At 60.6% G+C, this 15,816-nt stretch carries 19 protein-coding genes; 2 read left to right on the top strand and 17 right to left on the bottom strand.

Going from position 1 to position 15,816, the window contains the following annotated elements; all coding sequences use genetic code 11:
• Window position 1: 1 nt before the first annotated feature.
• The 5 genes from ccmE to ccmA form a co-directional block, all read right to left on the bottom strand.
• Window positions 2-457, bottom strand: a complete 456-nt coding sequence (gene ccmE / locus AEQ67_RS30880) for a cytochrome c maturation protein CcmE (RefSeq protein WP_059407537.1) — start codon at window positions 455-457, stop codon at window positions 2-4.
• Window positions 454-630, bottom strand: a complete 177-nt coding sequence (gene ccmD / locus AEQ67_RS30885) for a heme exporter protein CcmD (protein ID WP_008145547.1) — start codon at window positions 628-630, stop codon at window positions 454-456. The genes ccmE and ccmD overlap by 4 nt, the downstream gene beginning before the upstream one ends.
• Window positions 627-1,382 carry a heme ABC transporter permease gene (locus AEQ67_RS30890; RefSeq protein WP_059407538.1) on the bottom strand — a complete coding sequence of 252 codons (756 nt, stop codon included), beginning with the start codon at window positions 1,380-1,382 and terminating at the stop codon, window positions 627-629. Before AEQ67_RS30890 ends, ccmD begins: the two co-directional genes overlap by 4 nt.
• 79 nt (window positions 1,383-1,461) lie before the next feature.
• Window positions 1,462-2,130 carry a heme exporter protein CcmB gene (ccmB, locus tag AEQ67_RS30895; RefSeq protein ID WP_059407539.1) on the bottom strand — a complete coding sequence of 223 codons (669 nt, stop codon included), beginning with the start codon at window positions 2,128-2,130 and terminating at the stop codon, window positions 1,462-1,464.
• The gene (gene ccmA, locus AEQ67_RS30900) at window positions 2,127-2,762 is read right to left on the bottom strand and encodes a cytochrome c biogenesis heme-transporting ATPase CcmA (RefSeq protein WP_059407540.1); all 636 of its coding nucleotides are present in this window, start codon (window positions 2,760-2,762) and stop codon (window positions 2,127-2,129) included. The genes ccmB and ccmA overlap by 4 nt, the downstream gene beginning before the upstream one ends.
• A 197-nt stretch (window positions 2,763-2,959) precedes the next feature.
• Between ccmA and fliK the strand changes: the two genes are divergently transcribed.
• Both fliK and AEQ67_RS30910 read left to right on the top strand, forming a co-directional pair.
• On the top strand, window positions 2,960-4,534 hold the full coding sequence (gene fliK, locus AEQ67_RS30905) for a flagellar hook-length control protein FliK (RefSeq protein ID WP_059407541.1): 1,575 nt from the start codon (window positions 2,960-2,962) through the stop codon (window positions 4,532-4,534).
• A complete protein-coding gene (locus tag AEQ67_RS30910; RefSeq protein WP_059407542.1) occupies window positions 4,531-4,860 on the top strand; it encodes an EscU/YscU/HrcU family type III secretion system export apparatus switch protein in 330 nt (109 codons plus the stop codon). Before fliK ends, AEQ67_RS30910 begins: the two co-directional genes overlap by 4 nt.
• A gap of 114 nt (window positions 4,861-4,974) precedes the next feature.
• Here the strand turns inward: AEQ67_RS30910 and AEQ67_RS30915 are convergent, their stop codons facing one another.
• The 12 genes from AEQ67_RS30915 to fleN form a co-directional block, all read right to left on the bottom strand.
• The gene (locus tag AEQ67_RS30915; RefSeq protein ID WP_059407543.1) at window positions 4,975-5,367 is read right to left on the bottom strand and encodes a DUF2802 domain-containing protein; all 393 of its coding nucleotides are present in this window, start codon (window positions 5,365-5,367) and stop codon (window positions 4,975-4,977) included.
• The gene (locus AEQ67_RS30920; RefSeq protein ID WP_059407544.1) at window positions 5,368-5,853 is read right to left on the bottom strand and encodes a chemotaxis protein CheW; all 486 of its coding nucleotides are present in this window, start codon (window positions 5,851-5,853) and stop codon (window positions 5,368-5,370) included.
• Window positions 5,854-5,926: 73 nt separating this feature from the next.
• The gene (locus AEQ67_RS30925) at window positions 5,927-6,802 is read right to left on the bottom strand and encodes a CheW domain-containing protein (protein WP_059407545.1); all 876 of its coding nucleotides are present in this window, start codon (window positions 6,800-6,802) and stop codon (window positions 5,927-5,929) included.
• Window positions 6,803-6,922: 120 nt separating this feature from the next.
• On the bottom strand, window positions 6,923-7,711 hold the full coding sequence (locus AEQ67_RS30930; RefSeq protein ID WP_059407546.1) for a ParA family protein: 789 nt from the start codon (window positions 7,709-7,711) through the stop codon (window positions 6,923-6,925).
• 39 nt (window positions 7,712-7,750) lie between these two features.
• On the bottom strand, window positions 7,751-8,641 hold the full coding sequence (motD, locus tag AEQ67_RS30935; protein ID WP_059407547.1) for a flagellar motor protein MotD: 891 nt from the start codon (window positions 8,639-8,641) through the stop codon (window positions 7,751-7,753).
• 15 nt (window positions 8,642-8,656) lie between these two features.
• Window positions 8,657-9,397, bottom strand: coding sequence for a flagellar motor protein (locus AEQ67_RS30940; RefSeq protein WP_059407548.1), 741 nt, complete (start codon window positions 9,395-9,397; stop codon window positions 8,657-8,659).
• Window positions 9,397-10,527 carry a protein-glutamate methylesterase/protein-glutamine glutaminase gene (locus tag AEQ67_RS30945; protein ID WP_059407549.1) on the bottom strand — a complete coding sequence of 377 codons (1,131 nt, stop codon included), beginning with the start codon at window positions 10,525-10,527 and terminating at the stop codon, window positions 9,397-9,399. Before AEQ67_RS30945 ends, AEQ67_RS30940 begins: the two co-directional genes overlap by 1 nt.
• A 49-nt stretch (window positions 10,528-10,576) precedes the next feature.
• Window positions 10,577-12,838: a chemotaxis protein CheA gene (locus tag AEQ67_RS30950; protein WP_059407550.1), complete on the bottom strand. Its 2,262-nt coding sequence runs from the start codon at window positions 12,836-12,838 to the stop codon at window positions 10,577-10,579.
• 14 nt (window positions 12,839-12,852) lie between these two features.
• Window positions 12,853-13,641 carry a protein phosphatase CheZ gene (locus AEQ67_RS30955; protein ID WP_059407551.1) on the bottom strand — a complete coding sequence of 263 codons (789 nt, stop codon included), beginning with the start codon at window positions 13,639-13,641 and terminating at the stop codon, window positions 12,853-12,855.
• Between the two features lie 22 nt (window positions 13,642-13,663).
• The gene (locus tag AEQ67_RS30960) at window positions 13,664-14,035 is read right to left on the bottom strand and encodes a chemotaxis response regulator CheY (RefSeq protein ID WP_003183998.1); all 372 of its coding nucleotides are present in this window, start codon (window positions 14,033-14,035) and stop codon (window positions 13,664-13,666) included.
• Between the two features lie 168 nt (window positions 14,036-14,203).
• On the bottom strand, window positions 14,204-14,944 hold the full coding sequence (gene fliA, locus AEQ67_RS30965) for an RNA polymerase sigma factor FliA (RefSeq protein ID WP_007975362.1): 741 nt from the start codon (window positions 14,942-14,944) through the stop codon (window positions 14,204-14,206).
• Complete coding sequence (gene fleN, locus AEQ67_RS30970; protein WP_008001746.1) at window positions 14,941-15,771, bottom strand: flagellar synthesis regulator FleN; 831 nt, start codon at window positions 15,769-15,771, stop codon at window positions 14,941-14,943. The genes fliA and fleN overlap by 4 nt, the downstream gene beginning before the upstream one ends.
• Window positions 15,772-15,816: the final 45 nt, after the last annotated feature.

Here is a 15,816-nt window from a genome sequence, read left to right on the forward strand (position 1 = left end):
ATCAACCCTCCTTCGCGGGTGTTGGGGCGGATTGACCACTGTCTTTCAAGGCCTTGGTCACTTCCGGCGGCATGTACTTCTCATCGTGCTTGGCCAGTACTTCGTCAGCCACCACCACGCCGTCGGCGTTGATTTTGCCCAGGGCAACGATGCCCTGCCCTTCACGGAACAGGTCCGGAAGGATGCCGCGGTAGCTGATCGTCACGGATTTGTTGAAGTCGGTGACGATGAATTTCACGTCCAGCGAATCGCCGGAACGTTGCAGCGAACCTTTCTCGACCATGCCGCCCGCGCGGATCCGTGTGTCTTGCGGGGCTTCGCCGTTGGCGATCTGGGTCGGGGTGTAAAACAGATTGATGTTCTGCTGCAGGGCACCCAATGCAGCCCATACGGCCAGGCCAAGGCCTGCGAGGACCGCCAGAATGATGATAAGACGCTTTTTGCGCAGCGGATTCACTTGCCGTTCTCCCGGCGCAGACGACGCGCCTCTTGTTGCAGATACCGCTTGCGGGCCAGGATTGGCGCCGCCACGTTAAGGGCCAGCACCGCCAGGCAGATGCCATAGGCTGACCAGACATACAGGGCATGATGGCCCATGGCGAGGAAGTCGCCGAATGAAGCAAAACTCATCGAACGGCCTCCAGACTGTTCTGTACTTCGGCCTTGACCCAACTGGCGCGAGCCTCGCGCTTGAGCACTTCCAGACGCATGCGCAGAAGTAGTACAGCGCCGAAGAAACAGTAAAAACCCAGCGCCGTCAGCAGCAGTGGCAGCCACATTTCGGCCGGCATCGCCGGTTTTTCGGTGAGGGTGAAGGTCGCACCCTGGTGCAGGGTGTTCCACCACTCCACCGAGTATTTGATGATCGGGATGTTGATCACGCCGACAATCGCCAGCACCGCGCAGGCCTTGGCGGCACTGTCACGATTGCTGATGGCGTTGCCCAGCGCAATGAGACCGAAGTACAGGAACAGCAGAATAAGCATGGACGTAAGTCGCGCATCCCAGACCCACCACGAGCCCCAGGTCGGTTTGCCCCAGATCGCTCCGGTGACCAGCGCCACGGCGGTCATCCAGGCACCGATCGGGGCCGCGCATTGCAGGGCAACGTCGGCCAGTTTCATCTTCCAGACCAGCCCGACGATGCCGCACACCGCCAGCATCACGTAGATGGACTGCGCCAGCATGGCGGCCGGAACGTGGATATAGATGATGCGAAAGCTGTTGCCTTGCTGGTAGTCGGGCGGCGCGAAGGCCAGGCCCCACACCACGCCGACGCCAATCAGCAGCAACGCCGCGACGCTCAGCCACGGCAGCAATTTGCCACTGATGCCGTAAAACCATTTGGGTGAGCCGAGCTTATGAAACCAGGTCCAGTTCATTACTGTTTCCATCACGGTTGCTGCTCGTTATCACGAGTCAGCAAAGGGTCTTTACTGATCAAATTTTGACCAGACCTCATTATTCGCCGACGCTGATCTTCAGGCCAGCGGCTATTGCAAAAGGTGTCAGGGTTATCGCCAGGGCGGTCAGGCTACCAAGCCACAACAGATAACCGGTCGCCGGCATGCCCTGCAAGGCGGCCTGCAAGGCGCCACTGCCGAGAATCAACACCGGGATGTACAGCGGCAGAATCAGCAACGCCAGCAACAGGCCGCCGCGCTTCAATCCCACCGTCAGGGCCGCGCCCACCGCACCGAGCAGGCTCAGCACCGGTGTACCCAGCAATAAAGAAAGCAGCAACACCGGCAGACAGGCGGTGGGTAAACCGAGCATCAACGCCAACAGTGGAGCGAGCAAAACCAGTGCCAGGCCGGAGAACGACCAGTGTGCCAGCACCTTGGCCAAAACCAGAAGAGGCAGGGGGTGCGGCGAAAGGACCCACTGTTCAAGCGATCCATCTTCGAAATCACTGCGGAAAAGCCCGTCCAGCGAGAGCAAAACCGATAAAAGGGCCGCTACCCAGACCAGTCCCGGAGACAAGGTTTGCAACAATTGAGACTCGGGGCCGACCGCCAGCGGGAACAGCGAAACCACAATCGCGAAGAATACCAGCGGATTGGCCAGCTCCGCAGGTCGGCGGAACAGCAAACGAGCCTCGCGGGCGACCAACAGGCCGAAAACACTCATACGGCCCAGTTCCCCAGATCAATGTCGCGGTAGCTGGCCGGCATCCGGCTCAGCGTGTGGTGCGTGGTCAACACCACCATGCCGCCGCGCTCACAGTGCGCGGCCAGGTGTTCTTCGAGTTGCGCCACGCCTTGTTTGTCGAGGGCGGTGAACGGCTCGTCGAGGATCCACAGCGGCGGACTGTCCAGGTACAACCGCGCCAAAGCCACACGGCGTTGCTGGCCGGCGGACAGGGTGTGGCAGGGAACATCCTCGAAACCGCGCAGCCCGACAGCTGCCAGCGCTTGCCGGATCGCCTCATGGGAGGCCGGTTGATGCAGGGCGCAGAGCCAACTGAGGTTTTCCTCGGGCGTCAGCAAATCCTTGATCCCGGCGGCATGACCGATCCACAGCAGGTTGCGCGCGAGTTCGCTGCGTTGCTCGTTCAACGGCTGGCCATTGAGCAGCACTTGACCGGCCGTCGGCTGCATCAGGCCGGACAACAGGCGCAGCAAACTGGTTTTGCCGCTGCCGTTGGGGCCACTGATTTGCACCATTTCGCCACTGGCCAGTCTCAATTCGAGATTTTCGAAGAGCAGCCGAAGGTCTCGCTCACAGGCGAGGGCAACGGTTTGCAGGACAGGACTGGTCAAGAGATCACGGGCCTTTAAGGTTCAAGTCGGCAGTGGAGCGGCCGTTAAAGCTATGCAGGATAAATGCATTGGCGGCCCGTTCTAAGGAGCTGGATCAAGTATTTGAAATGTTTTCAGCGCCCCGGATACAACGGGGCGGCATTATACATGCCACGCCCTGCTCTAAAGAGGGCAATTTCCTCAGGTTGTGACCGCGTATGACAGGCGAAATGAACATCCTCCCGCTCCCGCCGACCGTGCCTGCGACTTCTCGTCCGCAAGCGGTCAGCGGCGAACTGCTCAAGCTATTGACGCCAATGGAGGGCCTGATCAGCGCCGGCCAGACCGCCAAGGCCGAAGTGCTGTCGCTGAAGCAGGCGGATCAGACCTTTCAACTGTTGCTCAAAGTCACCCTCGACAGCGGCCGCCAGACCACCGTCCAGGCAACCAGTACGCAACCGTTGCCTCAGGGCACCAGCCTGGCGATCACCCAGCCGTCGGCGGGCAACCTGGCCATCACCGTGCAACAGGCCATCGCCTCCAGCGTCGCCCCCCTCACCCGCCTCGACACCGCGAAACTGCCCGTCGGCACCCTGCTGCAAGGCAAAGTACTGACTTCCCAGGTGCTGCCGCAAGTACCGGGCCAGGCCACGGTGTTTCGTTCGATGGTGAGCCTGCTCAATACCGCATTGAGCGGCAGTACCTTGAGCATCGACAGTCCGCAGCCGCTGCGGATCGGCACCTTGTTGAGCGCCCAGGTGCAGGACAGCCAGACGCTGAAATTCGTGCCGTTGAGTAACCGCCAAGAGCAATTGGCGGTGACCCAACAACTGCCCAGCCAACAGAGCCGCCAAGGCTCGCTGGACGGGCTGCTCAAACTCCTGCAAAACCTGCCAGCCTCGAGCCAGACCTCCAGCGATCTGCGCGCTGCCGTCGACAAGTTGCTCTCCGGCTTGCCCGATGTTCAGCAACTCAGCACGCCCAAAGGTCTGGCCCTGGCGCTGGCCAATAGCGGCGTATTCCTGGAAAGCAAACTGCTGGCCGGACAGAACCCGACACTGACCCCAGACATGAAGGGCGACCTGCTCAAGCTGATCGCGCAACTGACGCCGGGGCTGCCGGCCAACAGCAGTTTCAACGCAATCATTGCCGCCAATACCCTGGCCCAGGCGATGCCAAGTTTTGTGCGTAATGCGCTCGGCATGCTTGGACAGGTCAGCGCCAAACCGTCGCCGACCGGTTTCCCGCTGCCCGAGCGACTGTTGCAAAGCTCGGATGACGAAGGCGATCTTGAGCACCTGCTACGCCTGGCCGCCGCCGCGGTTTCACGCCTGCAAAGCCATCAATTGTCGAGCCTGGAGCAGACTGGCGTTACCAGCGACGGGCGGCTGATGAGCACCTGGCAATTGGAAATCCCGATGCGCAACCTGCAGGACATCGTGCCGTTGCAGGTCAAGTTCCAGCGCGAAGACGCCCCCGAGAAAGAACCGCCAAAAGAACGCACTGAAGAACGCCCACCCAAACAACAGTTGTGGCGGGTCGAGCTGGCGTTCGACATGGAGCCGCTGGGGCCCTTGCAGATTCAGGCGCAATTGATCAAGGGCAGCCTCTCCAGCCAGCTCTGGGCCGAACGGCCCTACACCGCCAGCCTGATCGAAAACAACCTGGCCGCACTGCGCCAACGCCTGTTGGCGTCCGGCCTGAACGTCGGCGACCTCGATTGCCACCTCGGCACACCGCCACAAGGCCCCCAAACCCGTCTCGAACAACGCTGGGTCGACGAAACCGCATGAAAACCCCTAACCCCCCGCGCCAGGCCATCGCCCTCAAATACGACGGCACCCACGCCCCTACCCTCACGGCAAAAGGTGACGAAGAACTGGCCGAAGCCATTCTGAAGCTTGCCCGCGAGTATGAAGTGCCAATCTACGAAAACGCCGAGCTGGTGAAACTGCTGGCGCGGATGGAATTGGGGGAGAGTATTCCGGAGGAGTTGTACCGCACGATTGCCGAGATCATTGCGTTTGCCTGGAATTTGAAGGGGAGGTTTCCAGCCGGGCAGGATCCGGATGCGCCGATGGTTGAGAAGGATGTGACCGAGCGTGGGGATGATTATTGAGTTGGGTTGAATGCAAAAAGATCGCAGCCTCGTTGCACTCGACAGCTCCTACAGGGTGTACGCCATCCCAATGTAGGAGCTGTCGAGTGCAACGAGGCTGCGATCTTTTGATCTTCAGTTCTTGTGCAACTTGCTCATCAACTCTGCCTCAGCCTGGGTCAACCCGCAGGACTGAGTCAGTTCATCGACGCTAGCGCCCATCCCTACCAATCGCGCCGCCTGGGCAAACGACAGGCTCGATGGGTCACGCTGTTCCAGCTGGGCCAGTTTGTCCGGCAACGGCCCGACCACCGCGCGCAGTTCGTGCAGGTCTTCACCCATGCGTACGTTGCCGCTCTGGTAGTTGTCGACGCGCTTGGCCAGGTCCTTGATGCGCTGATCGCGCAGCGCATCGCCCTCGGCCTGTTGCGCCGCGATCACCCGCTGAGCGCGGATGTACGACACAAACATCGCCAGCGTGCCTGCCCAGAAAAGGAACAGGACAATAACCGCCACCTCAAGAATCAATCAGATGTTCTCCAGGTCCGACCATTCTTCTTCGCTCATCATCTTGTCCAGTTCGACCAGGATCAGCAATTCGTTGTTCTTGTTGCACACGCCTTGAATGAACTTGGCGGACTCTTCGTTACCGACGTTCGGCGCCGTTTCGATTTCCGACTGACGCAGGTAAACCACTTCGGCCACGCTGTCGACCATGATCCCGACTACTTGCTTGTCGGCTTCGATGATGACGATACGGGTGTTGTCGCTGATCTCGGCATTCATCAGGCCGAAGCGCTGACGGGTGTCGATCACGGTGACCACGTTACCGCGCAGGTTGATGATGCCCAGCACGTAGCTCGGGGCACCCGGGACCGGGGCGATTTCGGTGTAGCGCAGGACTTCCTGAACGCGCATCACGTTGATGCCGTAGGTTTCATTGTCCAGCTTGAAGGTTACCCATTGCAGGATCGGATCTTCAGAACCTTTTGCATTCGTCGCGTGATTACTCATACCCTGACCCCTCGAAAAACCGCCATGGCGGTGTGTGTTCTGTGCGCCGGCATTGAATGCCGTCGCGTGTTTGTTATGTAGGTTTGTGAGCCGGCTTGACGCTGCTCAGGTGCTTTGCCCCGCCGCTGGCGATCAACTCGGCCAGTGCCGAAACGTCGAGCAATGCACACATGTGCTCAATCACCGTGCCCGCCAGCCATGGCCGCTGACCTCGATGACTTCTCCATTTGATTTCGTTGGGGTCCAGGCGCAACGAGCGGCTGACCTGATGCACCGCCAGCCCCCACTCATAGCCCTGAACCGAAATGACGTATTGCAGGCCCTGACGGAAATCGTCGCGATAGCGGTCGGGCATGACCCAGCGTGCGGTATCCAGCACTTTCAGGTTGCCGGCCTGGCTCGGCAGGATCCCGAGGAACCATTCCGGCTGGCCAAACAGCGGAGTCAGCTCTTGGCCAGCCAGCGAATAAATCGATCCCAGGCACACCAGCGGCACGGCCAGGGTCAACCCGGCGACATCGAACAACAGGCATTCGAATGGTTCGGCAGCCCAGGACGGACGGCCATCGGTGTCCACTGGTGGCGGCGTGTTGCTGGGCGGCAGATGGACTTCGACGACCGGCGGCACCAGTGCTTGCAGCAGTGGTGCGATGGTTGATACCGGCGCAAGAATAGGCGCTGGCGCTTCGATGACTGCAACCGGTGCTTTCGCGACGACTGGCTCGGCGACGGCGGCAGGTTTCTGCGCATCGCGCGCCTGCTCTTCAAGCACCGCCGCCTGGAACTCATCCAGCGCGGCTTCAGCCTCGACCGCTTCGACAACCTCGACCACTTGAACAACCGCTTCGACTTCCAGCGGCAATTCTTCAGTCGCCTCCATCAGCAAGCTGTCCAGATAAGACTGGAGCGCCAACTGCGGACGCGAAGTAACCTTCACCGGCCGATTCATACGCGCCCCGCCCTTGTAGGAGCGAGGCTTGCCCGCGAAGAACGATAACGCGGTTTAACTTTCGGGACCGAGGTGCGGCCTTCGCGGGCAAGCCTCGCTCCTACAGGGATTGGGTTCATGTCAGGCCACCTGCGGGACGAGTTGTGCCGCCAACAGGTGCTTGAGCAGCGCGCGGTAAGCGAGAACGCCACGGCTTTTACCGTCGAATTGCGAAGGCGTCACGCCGGCACGGCTGGCGTCACGCAAGCGCGTGTCGACCGGGATGTAGCCCTGCCAGATTTCTTCCGGGTACTTGTCGCGCAACACTCGCAGGGTCCCGAGGGACGCTTGCGTGCGGCGGTCAAACAAGGTCGGCACGATGCTGAACGGCAGCGCCTGTTTGCGTGAGCGGTTGATCATCGCCAGGGTGTTGACCATGCGTTCCAGGCCTTTGACGGCCAAGTGTTCGGTCTGCACCGGGATCACCAACTGCTGGCTCGCCGCCAAGGCATTGACCATCAACACGCCGAGCAACGGCGGGCTGTCGATCACGGCGTAATCGAAGTCCTGCCACAACTGCGCCAGACTCTTGGCGATCACCAGGCCCAAGCCACTCTGGCCCGGCGACTGACGCTCAAGGGTCGCCAGCGCCGTGCTCGACGGCAACAGGGAAATGTTTTCGTGACTGGTGGGCATCAACAACTGACCGGGCAAGCCTTGCGGCACGCTGCCCTTGTGCAGGAACAGGTCGTAGCTGCTGTGTTCCAGAGTGTCGGGGTCGTAACCGAAGTAACTGGTCATGGAGCCGTGTGGGTCGAGATCGACCACAACCACGCGCTTGCCCGCCTCGGCCAGTAAACCGGCTAAAGCGATAGAGGAAGTGGTTTTACCAACACCACCCTTTTGATTGGCAACGGCCCAGACTCTCATTCGGATTGTTCCACCCGGTCGGGTCGACCGGGAAATAGCTCAACGTATTAATGCGGGTGACGGAGAATTGACGGCGCTCTCTCGTACCGGCGACTTGACCGGGGTCGGTGCAGTTTGTGTGCCAGCACGCTTCAACGCGGCGTCCGGTTTCGCATTGGCGGTCCCGGTGCCGGTGAGGCTGCGGCGTACATCGAGATTTCGCGACACCACCAGCACCACCCGACGATTGCGCGCCCGGCCTTCTGCCGTGGCGTTATTGGCCACGGGCTGGAACTCGCCATAACCCACCGACGCCAGGCGCCCGGGGTTCACACCCTGCATCGCCAGCATGCGCACGATGCTCGCCGAACGGGCCGAGGACAGTTCCCAGTTGGTCGGGTATTGCGAGGTGCGAATCGGTTGATCGTCGGTGAAACCTTCGACGTGAATCGGGTTATCGAACGGCTTCAGAATCGCCGCGACCTTGTCGATGATGTTGAACGCGATGTCGCTGGGCATGGCGTCGCCGCTGCCGAACAACAGGCTGGAATTGAGTTCGATCTCGACCCACAGCTCGTTGCCGCGTACGGTCATCTGGTTGGAGCTGATCAAGTCACCAAACGCCGCGCTGATGTCATCGGCGATGCTTTTCAGCGGATCGCTGGCACCGGCGACACCGGCGTCGACCTGCTCGCTGTCCTTGACCAGTGGTTTGGCCGGGGTCACGGTCTTCGGCCTCTCGTCACCGATCGGAATCGGCTTGAGGGCGCGATCGGTATCGGTGAACACACCGATCAACGCTTCCGAAATGACTTTGTACTTGCTTTCATTGATCGAAGAGATCGAGTACATGACCACGAAGAAAGCGAACAGCAACGTGATGAAGTCGGCGTAGGAAACCAGCCAACGCTCATGGTTTACGTGTTCTTCAGGTTGCCGGCGACGAGCCATAGTCCATTACCCCCATCAATCCATGAAGCCCTGAAGCTTCAACTCGATAGAGCGAGGGTTTTCACCTTCGGCGATCGACAGGATGCCTTCCAGCAACATCTCGCGATAACGCGACTGACGCAGCGCGACGGACTTGAGTTTGGCGGCAATCGGCAACAGCACCAGGTTGGCACTGGCCACGCCATAGATAGTGGCGACGAAGGCCACGGCGATGCCGCTGCCCAGTTGTGATGGGTCGCCGAGGTTACCCATGACATGGATCAGCCCCATCACCGCACCGATGATGCCGATGGTCGGCGCGTAGCCGCCCATGCTTTCGAAGACTTTGGCGGCCTCGATGTCGCGGCTTTCCTGGGTGTAGAAATCCACTTCCAGGATGCTCCGAATCGCTTCCGGCTCGGCGCCGTCCACCAACAGTTGCAGGCCTTTGCGCGAGTAGTTGTCGGGTTCGGCGTCGGCCACCCCTTCCAGCCCGAGCAGACCTTCCTTGCGCGCGGTCAGGCTCCAGTTGACGACGCGGTCGACGCCGCTGGCCAGGTCGATGCGCGGTGGAAACAGGATCCAGGCCAGAATCTGCATGGCGCGCTTGAACGCGCTCATCGGCGATTGCAGCAGCGCTGCGCCGATGGTCCCGCCGATCACGATCAACGCTGCCGGGCCGTTGGCCAGGGCGCCGAGGTGGCCGCCTTCAAGGTAGTTGCCGCCGATGATGGCGACGAATGCCATGATGATCCCGATAAGGCTTAGAACATCCATCAGATGCAAGCCTCGACCAGATGCTTGCCGATGTCGTCCAGGCCGTACACCGCGTCGGCGAGTTCGGCTTTGACGATGGCCATCGGCATGCCGTAGATCACGCAGCTGGCTTCATCCTGGGCCCAGATCGAACTGCCGCCCTGCTTGAGCAGACGCGCGCCTTCGCGACCGTCGGCACCCATGCCGGTCAACACCACCGCCAGAACTTTGTCACCGTAGGACTTGGCCGCCGAACCGAAGGTGATGTCCACGCACGGCTTGTAATTCAGACGCTCGTCGCCGGGAAGGATTTTCACCGCGCCACGGCCGTCGATCATCATTTGCTTGCCACCCGGTGCCAGCAGCGCCAGGCCCGGACGCAGGATGTCGCCATCCTCGGCTTCCTTGACGCTGATGCGGCAGAGCTTGTCCAGACGCTCGGCGAAGGCCTTGGTGAAGGCGGCCGGCATGTGCTGGATCAACACGATCGGTGCCGGGAAGTTGGCTGGCAATTGGGTCAGGACCCGCTGCAGGGCAACCGGACCGCCCGTAGACGTGCCGATGGCGACCAGTTTGTAGGCCTTGCGTTTTGGCGTTGGCGACGACGGGCTGGCCGCGTGCCCACGTGTCGGCAGCGGTGCAGGTGCCGGACGTGCAGGCGCGCTGCTGCCGTAACTGCTGGCGCTCGAAGGCGCTGGCGTCGGGACGGGGGCGGCGACGGGGGCCGGGGCAGCGTAGGTGCTGACACGACGGTTGCTGCGCGAAATGCTCAGAATCTTCTCGCACAGCAGTTGCTTGACCTTCTCCGGGTTGCGGGAGATGTCTTCGAAATTCTTCGGCAGGAAATCCACCGCACCAGCGTCCAGCGCATCCAGGGTGACCCGGGCGCCTTCATGCGTCAGCGAGGAGAACATCAACACCGGCGTCGGGCAGCGCTGCATGATGTGCCGCACGGCCGTGATGCCATCCATCATCGGCATCTCGTAGTCCATGGTGATCACGTCTGGCTTGAGGGCCAGGGCCTGATCGATCGCCTCTTTTCCGTTGGTCGCCGTGCCGACGACCTGGATATTCGGATCCGCTGAAAGAATTTCCGAGACGCGGCGGCGGAAAAACCCCGAATCGTCCACCACCAGGACTTTGACTGCCATAAACACTCCGTTAGACGGAGCGAGGCTCAGTCGCCCCGCCCCACCAGAATCAAATACGCCGTGCGGCGTAACGCTTGAGCATGCTCGGAACATCGAGAATCAGCGCAATACGGCCGTCACCGGTGATGGTGGCGCCGGACATGCCCGGGGTTCCCTGGAGCATTTTGCCCAATGGCTTGATGACCACTTCTTCCTGGCCCACCAGCTGGTCGACGACGAAGCCGATCCGCTGAGTGCCCACCGAAAGGATCACCACATGGCCCTCGCGCTGCTCTTCGTGAGCGGCGGAGCTGACCAGCCAGCGTTTGAGGTAGAACAAGGGCAGCGCCTTGTCCCGCACGATCACCACTTCCTGGCCGTCCACCACGTTGGTGCGCGACAGGTCGAGGTGGAAGATCTCGTTGACGTTCACCAGCGGGAACGCAAACGCCTGGTTGCCAAGCATGACCATCAGCGTCGGCATGATCGCCAGGGTCAACGGCACCTTGATGACGATCTTCGAGCCCTGGCCCTTGGTCGAGTAGATGTTGATCGAGCCGTTGAGCTGGGAAATCTTGGTTTTCACCACGTCCATGCCCACGCCACGACCCGACACGTCGGAGATCTCGGTTTTGGTCGAGAAGCCTGGCGCGAAAATCAGGTTGTAGCATTCGGTGTCGCTCAGGCGATCGGCGGCATCCTTGTCCATCACACCGCGTTTTACCGCGATGGAACGCAGGACGTTCGGATCCATGCCTTTGCCGTCATCGGAGATCGACAGCAGAATGTGGTCGCCTTCCTGTTCGGCGGCGAGGATCACCTTGCCACCGCGGGACTTGCCCGAGGCTTCGCGCTCTTCCGGCGATTCGATGCCGTGGTCGACCGCGTTGCGCACCAAGTGGACCAGCGGGTCGGCCAGGGCTTCGACAAGGTTCTTGTCGAGGTCGGTTTCTTCGCCGACCAGTTCCAGGATGATCTCTTTCTTGAGCTGGCGAGCCAGGTCGCGAACCAGGCGCGGGAAGCGCCCGAAGACTTTCTTGATCGGTTGCATCCGGGTCTTCATGACCGCGGTTTGCAGGTCGGCCGTGACCACGTCGAGGTTCGACACGGCTTTGGACATGGCTTCATCGGCGCTGTTGGCACCCAGGCGCACCAGGCGGTTTCGCACCAGCACCAGTTCGCCGACCATGTTCATGATTTCGTCGAGACGCGCGGTATCGACCCGCACGGTGGTCTCGGCTTCGCTGGCCGGTTTTTCCGCTGGCGGAGCAGCCGGGGCACGGGCCGGAGCCGGTGCAGCGGCGGCAGCGGCAGCGACAGCCGGTTTCGGCGCTTCGGCTTTTGGCTCGGGCGCTTTGGCTACCGGTTTCGGTGCCGCAGCTTTCGCCACTGGCGCCGCGACAGAAGAGGCCGCCGAACCGGTGCCGGCTTCAGTGAACTTGCCTTTGCCGTGCAGTTCGTCGAGCAGCGATTCGAACTCGTGATCGGAGATCAGATCGCCGCCCACCGCTGCAGCGGTCGGTGCTGCCGGTGTCGGTACAGAAGCAATCGCCGATTCCAGCGCGTCGACCGCAAAGTTGCCCTTGCCGTGCAGCTGATCGAGCAGTGCTTCGAACTCGTCGTCGGTGATGTCGGAGCTGTCACCTGGCGCTTTCGGGGCAGCAGGCGCTGCTGGCGCCGGAGCCACCGCATCGACGGCGAACTGGCCTTTGCCGTGCAGTTGATCGAGCAACGACTCGAACTCGGCATCGGTAATTTCGTCGCTGGCAGCGGCATTGCCGGCAGGCTGCGGCGCAACCACTGGCGCCGCTTCGGCTTGTGCCTTGACGGCATTCAGCGAGTCCAGCAGTTGTTCAAATTCGTTATCGGTGATGTCGCCCGATTCGCTTTCAGCAGTCGGTTCTTCGACCGTTTGAGCAACCGGAGCGGCTTCATCAGCCGTTTGCGGCTCGGCCAGACGGGCCAGGGCTGCAAGCAACTCAGGCGTGGCAGCCGTGACCGGGCTGCGCTCGCGGACTTCGGCAAACATGCTGTTCACCGCATCCAGCGCTTCGAGAACCACGTCCATCAGTTCCGAGTCGACGCGTCGCTCACCCTTGCGCAGGATGTCGAACACGTTCTCGGCGATGTGACAGCACTCCACCAGCTCATGGAGCTGGAGGAAGCCGGCGCCCCCTTTTACAGTGTGAAAACCGCGAAAAATTGCATTGAGCAGATCCGCATCATCCGGTCGGCTTTCAAGCTCGACCAGCTGTTCGGACAGTTGCTCTAGAATCTCGCCGGCCTCAACCAGGAAATCCTGAAGGATCTCTTCATCGGCGCCGAAGCTCATGTGTATGGGTGCTCCTAGAATCCAAGGCTGGAAAGCAAATCGTCTACATCGTCCTGACCGGACACAACGTCTTCTCTTTTATCGGCATGAATCTGCGGACCTTCACCCTGAGAGAGATGTTTTTGCGGATCTTTTTCTGCCAGCATCGCTTCACGGTCATGTTCGATGCCCGCAAAGCGGTCCACCTGACTGGCCATAAGCACGAGCTTGAGCAGGTTGCTTTCAACTTCGGTGACCAACTGCGTCACGCGCTTGATCACCTGACCGGTGAGGTCCTGGTAATCCTGGGCGAGCAGGATGTCGTTGAGGTTGCTCGACACCACGCGATTGTCTTCGCTGCTGCGTGTCAGGAAACCATCCACTCGACGGGCCAGCTCGCGGAACTCTTCAGCCCCGACTTCGCGACGCATGAACCGCCCCCAATCGGTGCTCAAGGCCTGGGCTTCGTTGCTCAGGCTGTTGACCAGCGGCGTGGCGTTTTCCACCAGGTCCATGGTGCGGTTGGCCGCGGCCTCGGTCAGCTTGACCACATACCCCAGGCGCTCGGTGGCGTCGGTGATCTGTGACACTTCCTCGGCTTGCGGCATGTTCGGGTCAATCTGGAAATTGACGATCGCACTGTGCAGCTCGCGAGTCAGCTTGCCCACTTCCTGGTACAGGCCGCGGTCACGGGTCTGGTTGAGCTCATGGATCAGTTGCACAGCGTCGCCGAACTTGCCTTTTTCAAGGCTTTCGACCAGTTCGACGGCGTGTTTTTTCAGGGTCGACTCGAAGTCACCCTGTGAAGATTCGATATGCTCCATAGCTTCCCCGTGGCGCAGTTGCTCAACCGATGCGTTCGAAAATCTTCTCGATTTTTTCTTTCAACGCCTGGGCAGTGAAGGGTTTGACCACATAGCCGTTTACACCGGCCTGGGCCGCTTCGATGATCTGCTCGCGCTTGGCTTCAGCGGTCACCATCAGCACGGGCAAGTGCTTCAGCTTTTCATCGGCGCGCACGTGGCGAAGCAGGTCGATACCGGTCATGCCCGGCATGTTCCAGTCCGTTACCAGAAAGTCGATGCTTCCGCTGTTGAGAACCGGAATGGCGGTTGTGCCATCGTCAGCCTCGACCGTGTTGGTGAACCCAAGGTCACGCAACAGGTTTTTTATGATCCGCCGCATCGTTGAGAAGTCATCAACGATGAGGATTTTCATGTTCTTGTCCAATTCGACCTCCAAGCAGTCTTAAACGCGCCCAGCACCTGGACGCGTCATTTCAATCAATCCGGCAAAGCACTCAATGACTGTCTGGAGCACAACAGATCGAGACCGGCGCAGTTTCAACACCACACCAGCCAAGTTCGCAGTGTCCCCACACTGCCTTCAGCGCGCTCGCCACTCCCCCAAACGCCCCCGCAAACGGGCCGCGCACTGGCTGTGTAACTGGCTGACCCGAGATTCGCTGACTCCCAGGACTTCGCCGATTTCCTTGAGGTTCAACTCTTCGTCGTAGTACAGCGCCAACACCAGTCGCTCACGCTCCGGCAAATTGGCAATCGCGTCCGCCAGCGCCGCCTGGAAGCGTTCATCTTCCAGATCGCGTGACGGCTCCGTATGTGCACTCGCGCCATCCTCGTGCAGCCCTTCGTGTTCGCCGTCTTGCAACAGATCGTCGAAACTGAATAAACGGCTGCCCAGGGTGTCGTTCAAAATCCCGTAATAATCGTCGAGACTCAATTGGAGTTCGGCCGCAACCTCGTGATCTTTAGCGTCACGACCGGTTTTAGCTTCAATCGAGCGAATGGCGTCGCTGACCATCCGGGTATTGCGGTGGACCGAGCGTGGCGCCCAGTCCCCCTTGCGCACTTCATCGAGCATCGCGCCGCGGATTCGTATGCCCGCGTACGTTTCGAAACTTGCGCCTTTGCTGGCGTCGTATTTGGTCGACACTTCAAGCAGGCCGATCATCCCGGCCTGGATCAGGTCTTCGACCTGGACACTGGCCGGCAGACGCGCCAGCAAGTGGTAGGCAATGCGTTTAACCAGTGGCGCGTAACGCTCGATCAGCTCGTACTGCGCGTCACGTGCCGATTTCTTGTAGAGGTTGTAACCGCTGGCTGTCATAGCACGGGTCCTGCCGTTTGTTGCACGAGGCGCTCGACGAAAAACTCCAGGTGCCCACGCGGGTTGGCAGGCAACGGCCAGGTATCGACCTTCTGCGCAATTGCCTTGAAGGCCAGCGAGCACTTGGATCGCGGGAACGCTTCATACACGGCGCGCTGCTTCTGCACGGCCTTGCGCACGCTTTCGTCGTACGGCACCGCACCGACATATTGTAAGGCGACGTCGAGGAAGCGATCCGTGACCTTGGTCAACTTGGCGAACAGGTTGCGACCTTCCTGCGGGCTCTGGGCCATGTTGGCCAGGACGCGGAAGCGGTTCATGCCGTAATCGCGGTTCAACAGTTTGATCAGTGCGTAGGCGTCGGTGATCGACGTCGGTTCGTCACACACCACCAGCAAGACTTCTTGCGCTGCGCGAACGAAACTGACGACCGAGTCACCAATGCCCGCGGCGGTGTCGATTACCAACACGTCGAGGTTGTCGCCGATATCGCTGAACGCCTGGATCAGGCCGGCGTGTTGAGCCGGGCTCAAATGAACCATGCTCTGGGTGCCGGACGCGGCCGGGACGATGCGGATACCGCCTGGGCCCTGCAACAATACGTCGCGCAGCTCACAGCGGCCTTCGATCACGTCGGCCAGGGTACGTTTGGGTGTCAGTCCCAACAGAACGTCGACGTTCGCCAGCCCCAGATCGGCGTCCAGCAGCATCACGCGCCGGCCGAGCTCAGCTAGAGCCAGGGACAAGTTCACTGACACGTTAGTCTTCCCGACGCCACCTTTGCCGCCGGTCACCGCGATCACCTGTACGGGATGCATGCTGCCCATGAATTTTCTTTACCTTGTCTTACTTAGACGGAGGCCACATTACTG

It is taken from the genome of Pseudomonas sp. RIT-PI-q, from assembly GCF_001297125.1.
In the GTDB taxonomy this organism is placed as follows: Bacteria; Pseudomonadota; Gammaproteobacteria; order Pseudomonadales; family Pseudomonadaceae; genus Aquipseudomonas.

Bases quoted from the DNA above. Each gene is read 5' to 3' on its own strand.
- ccmD (WP_008145547.1), bottom strand. From the start codon at position 630: ATGAGTTTTGCTTCATTCGGCGACTTCCTCGCCATGGGCCATCATGCC.
- AEQ67_RS30890 (WP_059407538.1), bottom strand. From the start codon at position 1,382: ATGAACTGGACCTGGTTTCATAAGCTCGGCTCACCCAAATGGTTTTAC.
- ccmB (WP_059407539.1), bottom strand. From the start codon at position 2,130: ATGAGTGTTTTCGGCCTGTTGGTCGCCCGCGAGGCTCGTTTGCTGTTC.
- fliK (WP_059407541.1), top strand. From the start codon at position 2,960: ATGACAGGCGAAATGAACATCCTCCCGCTCCCGCCGACCGTGCCTGCG.
- AEQ67_RS30910 (WP_059407542.1), top strand. From the start codon at position 4,531: ATGAAAACCCCTAACCCCCCGCGCCAGGCCATCGCCCTCAAATACGAC.
- AEQ67_RS30920 (WP_059407544.1), bottom strand. From the start codon at position 5,853: ATGAGTAATCACGCGACGAATGCAAAAGGTTCTGAAGATCCGATCCTG.
- AEQ67_RS30925 (WP_059407545.1), bottom strand. From the start codon at position 6,802: ATGAATCGGCCGGTGAAGGTTACTTCGCGTCCGCAGTTGGCGCTCCAG.
- AEQ67_RS30930 (WP_059407546.1), bottom strand. From the start codon at position 7,711: ATGAGAGTCTGGGCCGTTGCCAATCAAAAGGGTGGTGTTGGTAAAACC.
- motD (WP_059407547.1), bottom strand. From the start codon at position 8,641: ATGGCTCGTCGCCGGCAACCTGAAGAACACGTAAACCATGAGCGTTGG.
- AEQ67_RS30940 (WP_059407548.1), bottom strand. From the start codon at position 9,397: ATGGATGTTCTAAGCCTTATCGGGATCATCATGGCATTCGTCGCCATC.
- AEQ67_RS30945 (WP_059407549.1), bottom strand. From the start codon at position 10,527: ATGGCAGTCAAAGTCCTGGTGGTGGACGATTCGGGGTTTTTCCGCCGC.
- AEQ67_RS30950 (WP_059407550.1), bottom strand. From the start codon at position 12,838: ATGAGCTTCGGCGCCGATGAAGAGATCCTTCAGGATTTCCTGGTTGAG.
- AEQ67_RS30955 (WP_059407551.1), bottom strand. From the start codon at position 13,641: ATGGAGCATATCGAATCTTCACAGGGTGACTTCGAGTCGACCCTGAAA.
- AEQ67_RS30960 (WP_003183998.1), bottom strand. From the start codon at position 14,035: ATGAAAATCCTCATCGTTGATGACTTCTCAACGATGCGGCGGATCATA.
- fliA (WP_007975362.1), bottom strand. From the start codon at position 14,944: ATGACAGCCAGCGGTTACAACCTCTACAAGAAATCGGCACGTGACGCG.
- fleN (WP_008001746.1), bottom strand. From the start codon at position 15,771: ATGGGCAGCATGCATCCCGTACAGGTGATCGCGGTGACCGGCGGCAAA.